The sequence below is a fragment of the Streptomyces misionensis genome (assembly GCF_007896895.1).
Taxonomy (GTDB): domain Bacteria; phylum Actinomycetota; class Actinomycetes; order Streptomycetales; family Streptomycetaceae; genus Streptomyces; species Streptomyces misionensis_A.
This window is the reverse complement of record NZ_VOGW01000183.1, coordinates 1-14,121: the sequence shown is the minus strand read 5'-3', so window position 1 is coordinate 14,121 and position 14,121 is coordinate 1. Positions and strand designations below refer to the sequence as shown.

The window sequence follows — 14,121 nt, the reverse complement described above, 5'->3', positions numbered from 1 at the left end:
CGGGGAGCCGGAGCGTCGGGGGCGGGGATGACACGGCCGGCTCGGTGGGCTGGATCAGCAGGTCCGCCACCTCCACCACCCGCCGTCCCGCCATCGACGGCAGGCACCGCCCTCGCACCGGGCCGATCGCGGCGGCCCAGTGCGGCGGGATCGCGGCGGCACCCTGCGTCGCGCCGGCCAGGGCGCCCGCCACCGCCGCCGTGGTGTCGGCGTCGCGGCCCATGTTGACGGCCGTGAGGACCGCCTCGCGGAAGTCACCGTCGGCCGTGGCGTAGGCGCCGAAGGCGAGCGCGACGGCCTCGGGCGCGAGGTCGGTCCAGGGGTAGCCGCCGATGACGACGGCGGAGCGGACCGCGCGTTCGCCGCGGTGGGCGACGGCCACGGCGCGGCGCAGCGAGCGGGCGGTCCAGGAGTCCTCCGGGATCACCGCGAGCGCGGCGGCGATCACCACCGGGACCGGTGCGCCCGCCATGGCCGCCGCCACCCCGGCCGCGACCGCCTGGCCGCCGTGGATGCCCTCCCCCTCGTGACTGACCGAGCCGTCGATCGCGACCAGGCGGGCCGCCTCCCCCGGGCGCCCGGCGGCGAACACCCCGAAGGGGGCCGCCCGCATCGCCAGGCCGTCGCTCCAGGCGTGCCGGTGCTGGGCGGAGACCGGCGCGGCCAGGCCCCGGCGCAGGTTCTCCAGCGTGCCGCGCTCGCTGAAGCCCGCGCCGCGGAAGGTGCCCTCGGCCCGGTCGGCGATCCACTCGTGCCAGGCCGCCTCCACGTGCGCCGGGGTGAGCGCCGAGCCGTGCCGGGCCAGCAGCAGGCCCGAGAAGAGGGCGTACTCGGTGTCGTCCGTGCCCTGCGGCTCGTCCGTCACGAAGCCGGTGACACGGCCCCAGCGGGCGCGGATCTCGGAGGGCTTCAGGTTCTCCGCGGGGGCGCCGAGCGCATCGCCGACGGCCAGGCCGAGCAGGGCGCCCCGGGCCCGGTCGCGCAGCCCGGGGGCCGCCGCGGACGACGGCAGCGGGGGTGGGGGAGTGCAGGCGGTCGATGCCATGGGCGGTCTCCTTCGGCGGGGCCCACCTGGGCCCGCGGACCCTTTGCGGATGTGTCCCCCCACGGACCGGTGCGCGTGCCTCGGAAAGGTGCCTGTCACCCGCTCGGCCACCTGAGTGGAAAGGGGCCCGGATGAGCACACAAAGCGTAAAGCCGCAGGTTAGCCCAGCCTTCCCTTGCTGGCGGCGTGGCCGCGAACGACGTAGATTCCCTGTAGTCGAAAAGTAGAACTCGTCCAAAGTTAGCTTTGGCTAAGCTTAATCGGGGAACCTCATGGCCATCATCGAAACCGAGGCCGCGCTGCACGAAGCGCACCGCGACAACCACACGCACCGCGATGTGAACGGCGGCTGGCTGCGCCCCGCCGTCTTCGGTGCGATGGACGGCCTGGTCTCCAACCTCGCCCTGATGACCGGTGTGGCCGGCGGCTCCGTCAGTCACCAGACCATCGTCATCACCGGACTCGCGGGGCTCGCCGCGGGCGCCTTCTCCATGGCGGCCGGCGAGTACACCTCCGTCGCCTCCCAGCGCGAGCTGGTCCAGGCGGAGCTGGACGTCGAGCGCCGTGAGCTGCGCCGGCACCCGCAGGACGAGGAGGACGAGCTGGCGGCGCTCTACGTCGCCCGGGGTGTGGCCCCCGAGCTCGCCCGCGAGGTGGCCCGGCAGCTGTCCGAGGACCCCGAGCAGGCGCTGGAGATACACGCCCGCGAGGAGCTGGGCATCGACCCCGGCGACCTGCCGTCGCCGCTGGTCGCGGCCGTCTCCTCGTTCGGCTCCTTCGCCCTCGGCGCGCTGCTGCCCGTGCTGCCGTACCTGCTCGGTGCGACCGCGCTGTGGCCGGCCCTGGTGCTCGCGCTGATCGGGCTCTTCGGCTGCGGTGCCGTCGTGGCGAAGGTGACCGCGCGCAGCTGGTGGTTCAGCGGCCTGCGGCAGCTCGCGCTGGGCGGCGCGGCCGCCGGTGTGACGTACGCCCTGGGCGTGCTGTTCGGGACGGCCGTAGGATGACCGCATCCGCTACCTATGCGATGGGCCGCATAAGTAGCCGTTACCCGCTGGTTTCGGATGCGTGACCACGGGGCATGAGCCGTAAGCGCTGTGGGCAATGACGCCTGCCGCACCCCCGCGGGGTGGGCCGACGACGATCCCCCCGCTTTTTCGGGCCGATGGACACCGGCAGGACCGATGGTGTCGCAGTGGCCCCGCACGCCTTCGCCGCCTCCGCGCGGCACTGGCCGCCTCGTGCGGCACCGGCCGCTTCGTGCGGTTGCCCCCGCCGCCTCCGCGCGGCACCCTGGCACCCCCGCCACCTACCCCGTGGTGTCCGCATTTTGGAACGGAGCTTCCGCTTTCCGAGATCATGGCCATCATGTAACCTGCACGAAATTTCGCCACCCGCAGAGGGCCAACGTCGTCCCTCGGCACACGCCACATGCCACATGACGACGACGGGAGAGCCGATGCGTACGCCGCGCCAGCCGTCCCAGCATTCCGAGAACGGCCAGAACTGGTCGTTCATGGATGCTCGCCCTGCTGCGCAGGGTATGTACGACCCCCGCAACGAACACGACGCCTGCGGCGTCGGTTTCGTCGCCACTCTCACCGGCGAGGCCTCCCACACCCTGGTCGAGCAGGCGCTCACCGTGCTCCGCAATCTGGAGCACCGCGGCGCCACCGGCTCCGAGCCGGACTCGGGCGACGGCGCGGGCCTGCTCTCGCAGGTGCCGGACGCCTTCTTCCGCGAGGTGGCCGGATTCGAACTGCCCGCCGCCGGCTCGTACGCCGTCGGCATCGCCTTCCTGCCCGAGGACGGCACCGAGGACACCGTCGCGGCCATCGAGACGATCGCCGGCGAGGAGGGCCTGACCGTCCTCGGCTGGCGCGAGGTCCCGGTCGCCCCCGAGCTGCTGGGCGCCACCGCCCGCTCCACCATGCCGGTCTTCCGGCAGATCTTCGTGAGCGACGGCGAGAGCACGGGCATCGCGCTGGACCGCAAGGCGTTCGTGCTGCGCAAGCGCGCCGAGCGCGAGGCGGGCGTCTACTTCCCGTCGCTGTCCGCGCGCACCATCGTCTACAAGGGCATGCTGACCACCGGCCAGCTGGAGCCCTTCTTCCCGGATCTGTCCGACCGCCGCTTCGCCTCCGCGATCGCGCTGGTGCACTCCCGGTTCTCCACCAACACCTTCCCCTCCTGGCCGCTCGCGCACCCGTACCGGTTCATCGCCCACAACGGTGAGATCAACACCGTCCAGGGCAACCGCAACTGGATGCGCGCCCGCGAGTCCCGGCTCGCCTCGGACCTGTTCGGCCCCGCGGAGAAGCTGGAGCGCATCTTCCCGGTGTGCACCCCCGGCGCCTCCGACTCCGCCTCCTTCGACGAGGTCCTGGAGCTGCTGCACCTCGGCGGCCGTTCGCTGCCGCACTCCGTGCTGATGATGATCCCGGAGGCCTGGGAGAACCACGCCTCGATGGACCAGGCCCGGCGCGCCTTCTACGGCTACCACGCCACGATGATGGAGCCCTGGGACGGCCCCGCCTGCGTCACCTTCACCGACGGCACCCAGGTCGGCGCCGTGCTCGACCGCAACGGTCTGCGTCCCGGCCGCTACTGGGTCACCGACGACGGCCTCGTCGTGCTCGGCTCCGAGGTCGGCGTCCTCGACATCGACCCGGCCCGGGTCGTCCGCAAGGGCCGCCTCCAGCCCGGCCGGATGTTCCTCGTGGACACCGCCGAGCACCGCATCATCGAGGACGACGAGATCAAGGCGTCCCTCGCCGGCGCGCAGCCCTACGCCGAGTGGCTGGAGGCCGGCGAGATCGAGCTGGGCGACCTGCCCGAGCGCGAGCACATCGTGCACACCCACGCCTCGGTCACCCGCCGCCAGCAGACCTTCGGCTACACCGAGGAGGAGCTGCGCGTCATCCTCGCCCCGATGGCCCGCACCGGCGCCGAGCCGATCGGCTCCATGGGCACCGACTCGCCCATCGCGGCCCTGTCCGAGCGCCCGCGCCTGCTGTTCGACTACTTCACCCAGCTGTTCGCCCAGGTCACCAACCCGCCGCTGGACGCCATCCGCGAGGAGCTGGTCACCTCGCTGCGCAGCGCGCTCGGCCCGCAGGGCAACCTGCTGGAGCCGTCCGCCGCCTCCTGCCGGTCCGTCCTGCTGCCCTTCCCGGTGATCGACAACGACGAGCTGGCCAAGCTCATCCACATCAACGCCGACGGCGACATGCCCGGCTTCAAGGCCGCGACCCTCTCCGGCCTGTACCGGGTGAGCGGCGGCGGCGAGGCGCTGGCCGCCCGCATCGAGGAGATCTGCGCCGAGGCCGACGCGGCCATCGAGAACGGTGCCCGGCTGATCGTCCTGTCCGACCGGCACTCCGACGCCGAGCACGCGCCGATCCCCTCGCTGCTGCTCACCGCCGCCGTCCACCACCACCTCATCCGCACCAAGCAGCGCACCCACGTGGGCCTGCTGGTCGAGGCCGGCGACGTCCGCGAGGTCCACCACGTCGCCCTGCTGATCGGCTACGGCGCCGCCGCCGTCAACCCCTACCTGGCGATGGAGTCGGTGGAGGACCTGCTGCGCGCGGGCACCTTCCTCGACGGCATCGACACCGAGAAGGCCATCAGGAACCTCATCCACGCCCTCGGCAAGGGCGTGCTGAAGGTCATGTCCAAGATGGGCATCTCCACCGTCGCCTCCTACCGGGGCGCCCAGGTGTTCGAGGCCGTCGGCCTGGACGAGTCCTTCGTGGAGAAGTACTTCAACGGCACCACCACCAAGATCGGCGGCGTCGGCATCGACGTCATCGCCGGCGAGGTGGCCGCCCGCCACGCCAAGGCCTACCCGGCCTCCGGCATCGCCCCGGCGCACCGCACCCTGGAGATCGGCGGCGAGTACCAGTGGCGCCGCGAGGGCGAGCCGCACCTGTTCGACCCGGAGACGGTCTTCCGCCTCCAGCACTCCACCCGCACCGGCCGGTTCGACATCTTCAAGAAGTACACCGCCCGGGTGAACGAGCAGTCCGAGCGCCTGATGACGCTGCGCGGCCTGTTCGGCTTCTCCTCGGACCGCGCGCCGATCCCGGTCGAGGAGGTCGAGCCGGTCAGCGAGATCGTCAAGCGGTTCTCCACCGGCGCCATGTCGTACGGCTCCATCTCCAAGGAGGCGCACGAGACCCTCGCCATCGCCATGAACCAGCTGGGCGGCAAGTCCAACACCGGTGAGGGCGGCGAGGACCCGGAGCGGCTGTACGACCCCGCGCGCCGTTCCGCGATCAAGCAGGTCGCCTCCGGCCGCTTCGGCGTGACCTCCGAGTACCTGGTCAACGCGGACGACATCCAGATCAAGATGGCCCAGGGCGCCAAGCCCGGCGAGGGCGGCCAGCTGCCCGGCCACAAGGTCTACCCGTGGGTCGCCAAGACGCGTCACTCGACGCCCGGCGTGGGCCTGATCTCCCCGCCGCCGCACCACGACATCTACTCCATCGAGGACCTCGCCCAGCTGATCCACGACCTGAAGAACGCCAACCCCCGGGCGCGGATCCACGTCAAGCTGGTCTCCGAGGTCGGCGTCGGCACCGTCGCGGCGGGCGTGTCCAAGGCGCACGCGGACGTCGTGCTGATCTCCGGTCACGACGGCGGCACCGGTGCCTCCCCGCTGACCTCCCTCAAGCACGCGGGCGGCCCCTGGGAGCTGGGCCTCGCCGAGACCCAGCAGACGCTGCTGCTCAACGGCCTGCGCGACCGGATCGTCGTCCAGACCGACGGCCAGCTCAAGACCGGCCGCGACGTGGTCATCGCCGCGCTGCTCGGCGCCGAGGAGTTCGGCTTCGCGACCGCGCCGCTCGTCGTCTCCGGCTGCGTCATGATGCGCGTCTGCCACCTGGACACCTGCCCGGTCGGCATCGCCACCCAGAACCCGGTGCTGCGCGAGCGCTTCGCCGGCAAGGCCGAGCACATCGTGAACTTCTTCCGGTTCATCGCCGAGGAGGTCCGCGAGCTCCTCGCCGAGCTGGGCTTCCGCTCCATCGAGGAGGCCGTCGGCCACGCCGAGGTGCTGGACGTGCGGCGCGCCGTCGACCACTGGAAGGCGCAGGGCCTGGACCTGGAGCCGCTGTTCCACGTGCCCGACCTGCCCGAGGGCGCCGTGCGCCACCAGCAGGTCGCCCAGGACCACGGCCTCCAGAAGGCCCTGGACAACGAGCTGATCAAGCTCGCCGCCGACGCCCTGGCCGCGAACGACGCGACCGAGGCCCAGCCGGTGCGCGCCCAGGTCGCCATCCGCAACATCAACCGCACGGTCGGCACCATGCTCGGCCACGAGGTGACCAAGAAGTTCGGCGGTGCGGGCCTGCCCGACGACACCATCGACATCACCTTCACCGGTTCCGCCGGCCAGTCCTTCGGCGCGTTCCTGCCGCGCGGCATCACGCTGCGCCTGGAGGGCGACGCCAACGACTACGTCGGCAAGGGCCTCTCCGGCGGCCGGATCGTCGTCCGCCCGGACCGCGCGGCCGACCACCTCGCCGAGTACTCGACGATCGCGGGCAACACCATCGGCTACGGCGCCACCAAGGGTGAGCTGTTCCTGCGCGGCCGTACCGGTGAGCGGTTCTGCGTGCGCAACTCGGGCGCGCTGGTCGTCTCCGAGGGCGTGGGCGACCACGGCTGCGAGTACATGACCGGCGGCCACGCCGTCGTCCTCGGCCCGACCGGCCGCAACTTCGCGGCGGGCATGTCCGGCGGTATCGCCTACGTCATCGACCTGGACCCGGCCAACGTCAACGCGGGCAACGCGGGCGCCGTCCAGGAGCTGGACGAGACGGACAAGCGGTGGCTGCACGACGTGGTGCGCCGCCACGCCGAGGAGACCGGCTCGACCGTCGCCGAGAAGCTGCTCGCCGACTGGGACGCGGCCGCGGCCCGGTTCAGCAAGATCATCCCCAGCACGTACCAGGCAGTGCTCGCCGCCAAGGACGCCGCCGAGCGAGCCGGTCTCTCCGAGACCGAGATCACCGAGAAGATGATGGAGGCGGCGACCAATGGCTGATCCGAAGGGCTTTCTCAACCACGGCCGCGAGGTCGCCAGGACCCGTCCCGTCGCCGAGCGCGTCAAGGACTGGAACGAGGTCTACGTCCCCGGCTCCCTGCTGCCGATCGTCGGCAAGCAGGCCAGCCGGTGCATGGACTGCGGCATCCCGTTCTGCCACAACGGCTGCCCGCTCGGGAACCTGATCCCCGAGTGGAACGACTACGCCTACCGCGAGGACTGGGCCGCCGCCTACGAGCGGCTGCACGCCACCAACAACTTCCCGGAGTTCACCGGGCGGCTGTGTCCGGCGCCCTGTGAGTCGGCGTGCGTGCTCGGCATCAACCAGCAGCCGGTCACCATCAAGAACGTCGAGGTCTCCATCATCGACAAGGCGTGGGACAGCGGGCACGTCACCCCGCGCATCCCCGAGCGCCTGTCCGGCAAGACCGTCGCGGTGATCGGCTCGGGCCCCTCCGGTCTGGCCGCCGCCCAGCAGCTGACCCGGGCCGGCCACACGGTCGCCGTCTACGAGCGCGCGGACCGCATCGGCGGCCTGCTGCGGTACGGCATCCCCGAGTTCAAGATGGAGAAGCGGCACATCAACCGCCGCATCGAGCAGATGCGCGCGGAGGGCACCCGCTTCCGCACCGGCGTCGAGATCGGCCGCGACCTGGGCGCGCGCGACCTGAAGAAGCGCTACGACGCGATCGTGATCGCCGCGGGCTCCACCACCGCCCGTGACCTCCCGGTCCCCGGCCGGGAACTCAAGGGCATCTACCAGGCCATGGAGTACCTGCCGCTGGCCAACAAGGTCCAGGAGGGCGACTACGTGGTGTCGCCCGTCTCGGCCGAGGGCAAGCACGTCGTGGTGATCGGCGGCGGTGACACCGGCGCCGACTGCGTGGGCACCGCCCACCGGCAGGGCGCGGCCTCGGTCACCCAGCTGGAGATCATGCCCCGGCCGAACGAGGAGCGGCACCCCACCGGCCAGCCCTGGCCGACCTTCCCGATCCTCTACAAGGTCACCTCGGCCCACGAGGAGGGCGGCGAGCGGATCTACTCCGCCTCCACCACCCGCTTCGAGGGCGACGAGGACGGCAATGTGCAGTGGCTGCACCTGGCCGAGGTCGAGTTCGTGGACGGCAAGCTCACCCAGAAGCCGGGCACCGAGCGCCGTATCCCGGCCCAGCTGGTCACCCTGGCCATGGGCTTCACGGGCACCGACCGCGAGAACGGTCTGGTGGAGCAGTTCGGCCTGGAGCTGGACGAGCGGGGTAACATCGCCCGCGACGCCGACTTCCAGACCAACGTGCCGGGAGTGTTCGTCGCCGGTGACGCCGGCCGCGGGCAGTCCCTGATCGTCTGGGCGATCGCGGAGGGCCGCTCGGCCGCCCGCGGAGTCGACCGCTACCTGACCGGGGCCAGCGACCTGCCGGCCCCGATCCGCCCGACGGACCGCGCCCTGGCGGTCTGACGGCACCCACGAGACGTCCCGCACAAAGGCGTGCGGAACACCAGACGGCGCCTGCCCACTGTCCCCGACCGGACGACCGGGCAGGCGCCGTTGCGCTGTGCCGGGGCGCGCCGGATCAGGCGGTCAGCGAGGTCGCCTTCAGCCAGGCGAGGACCAGCAGCAGCGCCGGCAGGGCCACGCACACCCCCGCCTGCACCAGGGTGCGCCGCGCGTCGCGGGGCGCGTAGGCGAAGGCCAGCGTCACCACGCCGCCCGCCAGCAGACCGCCGAGGTGGCCCTGCCAGGAGGTCAGCCCGGCGGAGATCACCAGCCACAGCAGCAGTCCCGCCATGGAGCGGTTGACCGCCCGCATGTCCTGGCCGAGGCGGCGGCCCATGACCCAGTAGGCCGCGCCGAGCCCGAAGATCGCGCCGGAGGCGCCGACCGAGTACGACATGGGGTCGAGCAGCAGCTCCAGCACCGAACCGCCGAGGGCCGACAGCAGATACAGGGCGGTGTAGCGGATGCGGCCCAGCTGGGTCTCCACGACCCGGCCGACGTTCCACAGCGCCACCATGTTCAGCAGGATGTGGGTGATCCCGAACGTGCCCTCGCCGGGCGTCAGATGCAGGAACGCACCGGTCAGCAGCCGGTACCACTCGCCGTGCGCCACTCCCTCGGGGAGATGGCCGGCGGGCGTGGCGCCGAGCATGGCGAAGCGGTACTCGAACTCCGGCCGGGCCAGCTCCACCAGATAGGCGATCACGTTCAGCCCGATCAGCACGTACGTCACCAGCGGCACCGTGCCGACCGGGGCCCCGAACACGGTGCGCGCCTGCCGGACGGAACGGGCGCCCTCCTTCACGCACTCCACGCACTGGTGGCCGACGGCTGCCTCCCGCATGCAGGAGGGGCAGATGTAGCGGTCGCAGCGGGTGCAGCGGACGTGCGACTCCACCTGCGGATGACGGAAACAGGTGGTCACAGCGGACTCGGCGGCCACGGGCCGGCTCCTTGGACAAGGGGAGAGGAAAGGGATGACAAGGGCCGGTGGGGCGGCAGCGATCAAGATAGCGAACCGGTGTGACGGGCGCGAAACAGCCGTTGCCGGTGATCCCTTAGGCTCGGGACCTCCGAAGAGCCGAAGGGGGGGCCATGGCCGCGATCAGCCTGCGCAAGATGGAGGAGACCGCGCCCGCACTCGTGGACGCCTACCGGTCGGCCGGGGTCAGCCTGCGCAAACACGGCCTGGACGGGCAGCGCGCCGCCGTCTACCTCGTCCTCGACCGCTCCGGCTCGATGCGGCCGTACTACCGGGACGGCAGCGTGCAGGCGCTCGCGGACCGGGTGCTGGGGCTGTCCGCGCAGCTGGACGACGACGGCCGGGTGCCGGTGGTGTTCTTCTCCACGGACATCGACGCCGTCACCGACATCCCCCTGGCCGGCCACCGGGGCAGCGTCGAGCGGATCGCCGCCGGGCTCGGCCACATGGGCAGAACCAGCTACCACCTGGCGATGGACGCCGTCATCGACCACTACCTGGACAGCGGCGCGACGGACCCCGCCCTGGTCGTCTTCCAGACCGACGGCAGCCCCACCAGCAGGCCCGCCGCGGAGCGCTACCTGTGCAAGTCGGCCAAACTTCCGCTGTTCTGGCAGTTCATCGGCTTCGGCGACCCGCGGAGCACACAGTTCGACTTCCTGCGCAGGCTGGACGAACTGCCGGTGCCGCAGCAGCGGATCGTGGACAACGCCGGGTTCTTCCACGCGGGTCCGGACCCCCGAAGCGTGCCGGACGACGTGCTGTACGACCGTCTCGTCGGCGAGTTCCCGTCCTGGCTGGCGGCCGCGCGCGCCGCGGGCGTCGTCCGCCCCTCCTGAACCGGCCCGGCGCGATCAGGTGTCGCACTCCAGCACGGTGCGGCACAGCCCGCACCGGGCCCGCACCCGCCCCCGCACCGGGAGCCTGATCCGCTGGTGGCAGGTCGGGCACGGGAAGGAGACACGGAGGTCGCCGGAGGGACCGGGGGCGAAGGAGTAGGGGCTGCCCGGCGGCGCCGGCACGGCGTGGCGCCGGTCGTGCGCGTACCGGCGGCGGCCCGCCCAGCCCGCGCCCGTCAGCGGCGGCTGCTGCTCGTCCCGGCGCGCGCGGGCCAGGCCCCTGGTGTACGCGGTGTAGGCCTGCGCGCTGGTGAACCACACCGACGGGTCCTCCTGGAACAGCAGGGACCGCTTGGCCAGCACGTAGCCGAACTCCTCCGGGGTGAGATAGCCCAGCTTCTGCGAGGAGATCTTGTCCTCCCGGTAGGCGTCCAGCAGCAGCCACCCCGCGCCCAGGTACGTGGTCACCGTGTCCGTGAGGATCTCGTTCTCCGCGGTCGTCGGGAAGGCGAGGTCCAGCCGGTGCAGATAGACGTGCGCCACCTCGTGGGCGAGCGCCGCGCCGATGTCCTCCCGGTGGGTGCGGAAACGGTCGTTCAGCTCCACGAAGTACTCGGGCCCCGCCGTCAGTTCGATGTTCGCGGCATGGGTCATCTCCCGGAAGCAGACGATCAGCCGCGCGTCCGGCAGCCGGAAGTGCCGCACGATCTCACGGGCCACCCGCTGCGCCCCCAGGTGCAGGTCGTCGGTGTCGCAGAACGCCACGTCGGCGGGGACCACGCTGGCCGAGAACGTCTGCACGGTGGTCGGCGACAGCCGCCGGTACAGCGCGTTGATCGCGGCCCGCACCGTCTCCAGGTGCGGGAACCCGTGCTCCACCGGCCCGCCGTCCGCCACGTCGGCACCCCCAGAATGGCCCCCTGTGGGCCCTTCTCCAGGGTAGGCGCCCCGGCGCCCCGCGCCCCCGCTCACACCGGCGGCGACCGGGGGCCTCCCGGCGCGACCGGAGCGTTCCCACCGGCGCCGGCCGGCCCGCTCACACCGGCAGCAACCGGAGCGCCCCCGCCGCACCCCCCTGCGCGCCCTCCAGCTCCAGCACCCACACCTCGTTGGTCCCTTCCCGCAGCACCGGCCCCGGCACGTACAGCGACCGCTGCGGGCCCACCGACCAGTAACGCCCCAGGCAGAAGCCGTTGACCCAGGCGAAACCGCGCGTCAGGCCGGGCAGTTCCAGGCGCGCGTCCCCGGCCGTGCCGAAGACCGCGGCCGTGCCCCGGTACAGGCCGGGGCCGCCGTCCGCCGGGGGCGGCGCGCCGAACGGCACCGCCGACACCCCGTCCTCGAACGCGTCCAGGTCCAGTCCCCGCGCGCGCACCCCGTGCAGGTACTGCCGCTCGTGCAGCACGCCCCCGGTGATCCCCTTGGCCTCGCCGAGGCGCGGCCCGTAGTTCACCCGGCCCAGGGACTCCACCCACAGCTCCACCCGCGCCGGGCCCGCGACGGGCTCCGGCAGCCGCGGCTCCTCCTCGGTGAGCACCCCGGCCCGCTCGCCGTCGACGTACACCACCGCCAGGTCGCGCAGCCCCCGCACCGAGAGCGGACGAGGGCGGCGCGGTCCGGGCACGTCCACCCGGTAGCGCACCAGGCCCCGGGTGACGCCCAGGTCCTCGAAGGAGGGCGGCCGGGGGGAGCACGTCTCCGCACCGCCCAGCGCCTCCAGGACGGCCTCCAGAGGGGCCCAGCCGGTGAGAAGGACATCGGCGGGAGCCGCCAACCCGGGCGGCTGCGGCGGAAGTTCGGGCAGCGGGCCCGGCCGGTGCCCGGCCAGCACCTCGCGGAAGCGCCAGAACTTCTCGGTGGGGCGGCCGTACTCGTCCACGGGGGCGTCGTAGTCGTACGACGTCACATCCGGCAGCAACGCGCCCTCGTGCAGCTCGCCGCCGCGGTTGGCGCCCGCCCAGCCGCCGAAACTGGTGCCGCCGTGCGCCATGTAGAGGTTCACCGAGGCGCCGCACTCCAGGATCTCCCGCAGCGCCCGCGCGGCCTCGCCGGGGTCGCGCACGGCGCTCTCGCCGGACCAGTGGTCGAACCAGCCGCACCAGAACTCCGCGCACATCAACGGCCCTTCGGGGCGGTGACGGCGCAGCGCGGCGAACGCCTCGCGCGCGTGGGAGCCGAAGTTCGCCGTGGCGAGCACCCCGGGCAGCGAACCGCCGGTCAGCATGTGGTCCTCGGGGCCGTCCGAGGTGAACAGCGCCGCGGTGACGCCCTCCGCGCGCAGCAGTTCGGCCAGCGCGGCGAGGTGACCGGCGTCGGAGCCGTAGCTGCCGTACTCGTTCTCGACCTGCACCAGGAGCACCGGGCCGCCGCGGTCGGCCTGCCGGGACACGACCTCGGGCAGCAGCCGGCGGAACCAGTCGCGGACCGGGGAGAGGTAGCGCTCGTCCCGCGTGCGCACGCGCGTGCCCAGCCCGCCCGTCAGCCACGCCGGCAGGCCGCCGTTCTCCCACTCGGCGCAGATGTAGGGCCCCGGCCGCACGATCGCCCACAGCCCCGCCTCGCGCACCGCGTCCAGGAACCGGCCGACCGCCGCCACGTCCCGGTACCGCCCCGGAGCGGGCTCGTGCAGATTCCACGGGACATAGGTCTCCACGCAGTTCAGGCCCATCGCCCGCAGCATCGCCAGGCGGTGGCGCCACTGGTCCTCGTGCACCCGGAAGTAGTGCAGCGCGCCGGACAGCAGCCGCACCGGCCGCCCGTCCAGCAGGAAGTCGGTCTCGCCCACGGTGAACTCGCTCATGGCGCACAGCCTCACCCCTTCCGGTGCCCCGCGCCATGGACGAAGATCGGCACCGCTTGGACAAAAATCGGCCGCCGCCGACGCCGGGAGGAGCAGCGATGTACCAGACCTGGATGCGGTTCTTCAGCCCCGGCCCCGCCCACCACCGCCTCGGCCTGGTCTGCCTCGGGGTCGGGCTCCAGCACGGCGCGCTGCCCACGGTGGGCCCGCGCACCCTCGACCACCACGTGGCCGTCGTGATCAGCTCCGGCGCCGGCTGGTACCGGGGCGCCGACGGCCGCCGCACGGCGGTCACCGCGCCCGCGCTGCTCTGGCTCACCCCCGGTGTGCCCCACCACTACGCCCCCGACCCGGACACCGGCTGGGACGAGGGCTTCGTGGACTTCGCCGGGCCCGCCGCCGCCACCTACACCGAACTCGGCTACATCGAGCCCGAGCGGCCCGTGGTGCCGCTGTCCGACGCCGCCGGGCCGCGCGCGGTCGTCGCCCGCGTCGCCCGCGCCGCCCGCCGCGGCAACCCGCTGCTGGAGGTGGAGACCGGCGCCGCCGTGCACGAACTCCTCGTCGCGCTGCGCCGCGCCCGCGCCGACCTCGCCCCCGACGGCGACCAGGTCCTCAAGGCCCTCGCCCGGGACGCGTGCAGCCCGCTCAGCGTCGCCGGCCACGCCGCCCGGCACGGCATGACCACCGCCGAACTGCGCGGCGCGGTCCGCCGGGCGGCCGGCTGCACCCCCAAGGACTATCTGCTCGGCATCCGGCTCGGCCGCGCCAAGGAACTGCTCGCCGCCACCGAGCTGCCCGTCGCCGCCGTCGCCCGCCGTGTCGGCTACGACGATCCCGCCTACTTCTCCCGGCTGTTCACCCGCCGCGTCGGCCTCGCCCCGGCCCGCTTCCGCGCCCAGCAGGGG

9 protein-coding genes are annotated in these 14,121 nt (G+C 72.8%); 5 read left to right on the top strand and 4 right to left on the bottom strand.

What is annotated here, in order from left to right; all coding sequences use genetic code 11:
* Positions 1–1,045, bottom strand: a 1,045-nt coding sequence (locus FRZ03_RS30970; RefSeq protein WP_186785716.1) for an ADP-ribosylglycohydrolase family protein, incomplete at its 3' end; no start/stop codon positions are given.
* Positions 1,046–1,317: 272 nt separating this feature from the next.
* Here FRZ03_RS30970 and FRZ03_RS30965 point away from each other — a divergent pair.
* The 3 genes from FRZ03_RS30965 to FRZ03_RS30955 all read left to right on the top strand — a co-directional run bounded on the left by FRZ03_RS30965 (position 1,318) and on the right by FRZ03_RS30955 (position 8,553).
* The gene (locus FRZ03_RS30965; protein WP_146468401.1) at positions 1,318–2,049 is read left to right on the top strand and encodes a VIT1/CCC1 transporter family protein; all 732 of its coding nucleotides are present in this window, start codon (positions 1,318–1,320) and stop codon (positions 2,047–2,049) included.
* Positions 2,050–2,585: 536 nt separating this feature from the next.
* Entirely contained in the window at positions 2,586–7,097 is a 4,512-nt protein-coding gene (gltB, locus tag FRZ03_RS30960; RefSeq protein WP_146468484.1) for a glutamate synthase large subunit, read from the top strand.
* Positions 7,090–8,553: a glutamate synthase subunit beta gene (locus FRZ03_RS30955; protein WP_146468400.1), complete on the top strand. Its 1,464-nt coding sequence runs from the start codon at positions 7,090–7,092 to the stop codon at positions 8,551–8,553. Before gltB ends, FRZ03_RS30955 begins: the two co-directional genes overlap by 8 nt.
* A gap of 115 nt (positions 8,554–8,668) precedes the next feature.
* Here the strand turns inward: FRZ03_RS30955 and FRZ03_RS30950 are convergent, their stop codons facing one another.
* Complete coding sequence (locus tag FRZ03_RS30950) at positions 8,669–9,535, bottom strand: rhomboid family intramembrane serine protease (protein WP_146468399.1); 867 nt, start codon at positions 9,533–9,535, stop codon at positions 8,669–8,671.
* A 152-nt stretch (positions 9,536–9,687) separates the two neighbouring features.
* On the opposite strand from FRZ03_RS30950, the gene FRZ03_RS30945 reads away from it, so the two are divergent.
* Complete coding sequence (locus tag FRZ03_RS30945; protein ID WP_146468398.1) at positions 9,688–10,413, top strand: VWA domain-containing protein; 726 nt, start codon at positions 9,688–9,690, stop codon at positions 10,411–10,413.
* A gap of 15 nt (positions 10,414–10,428) precedes the next feature.
* On the opposite strand, the gene FRZ03_RS30940 is transcribed toward FRZ03_RS30945, so the two are convergent.
* Together FRZ03_RS30940 and FRZ03_RS30935 are read right to left on the bottom strand one after the other, a co-directional pair.
* Positions 10,429–11,310: a hypothetical protein gene (locus FRZ03_RS30940; protein WP_146468397.1), complete on the bottom strand. Its 882-nt coding sequence runs from the start codon at positions 11,308–11,310 to the stop codon at positions 10,429–10,431.
* A 139-nt stretch (positions 11,311–11,449) separates the two neighbouring features.
* Positions 11,450–13,213 (bottom strand): glycoside hydrolase family 35 protein, encoded by a 1,764-nt coding sequence (locus tag FRZ03_RS30935; protein ID WP_146468396.1) that lies wholly within the window; start codon positions 13,211–13,213, stop codon positions 11,450–11,452.
* 98 nt (positions 13,214–13,311) lie between these two features.
* On the opposite strand from FRZ03_RS30935, the gene FRZ03_RS30930 reads away from it, so the two are divergent.
* The coding region (locus FRZ03_RS30930; RefSeq protein WP_146468395.1) for a helix-turn-helix transcriptional regulator at positions 13,312–14,121 on the top strand (810 nt) is incomplete at its 3' end.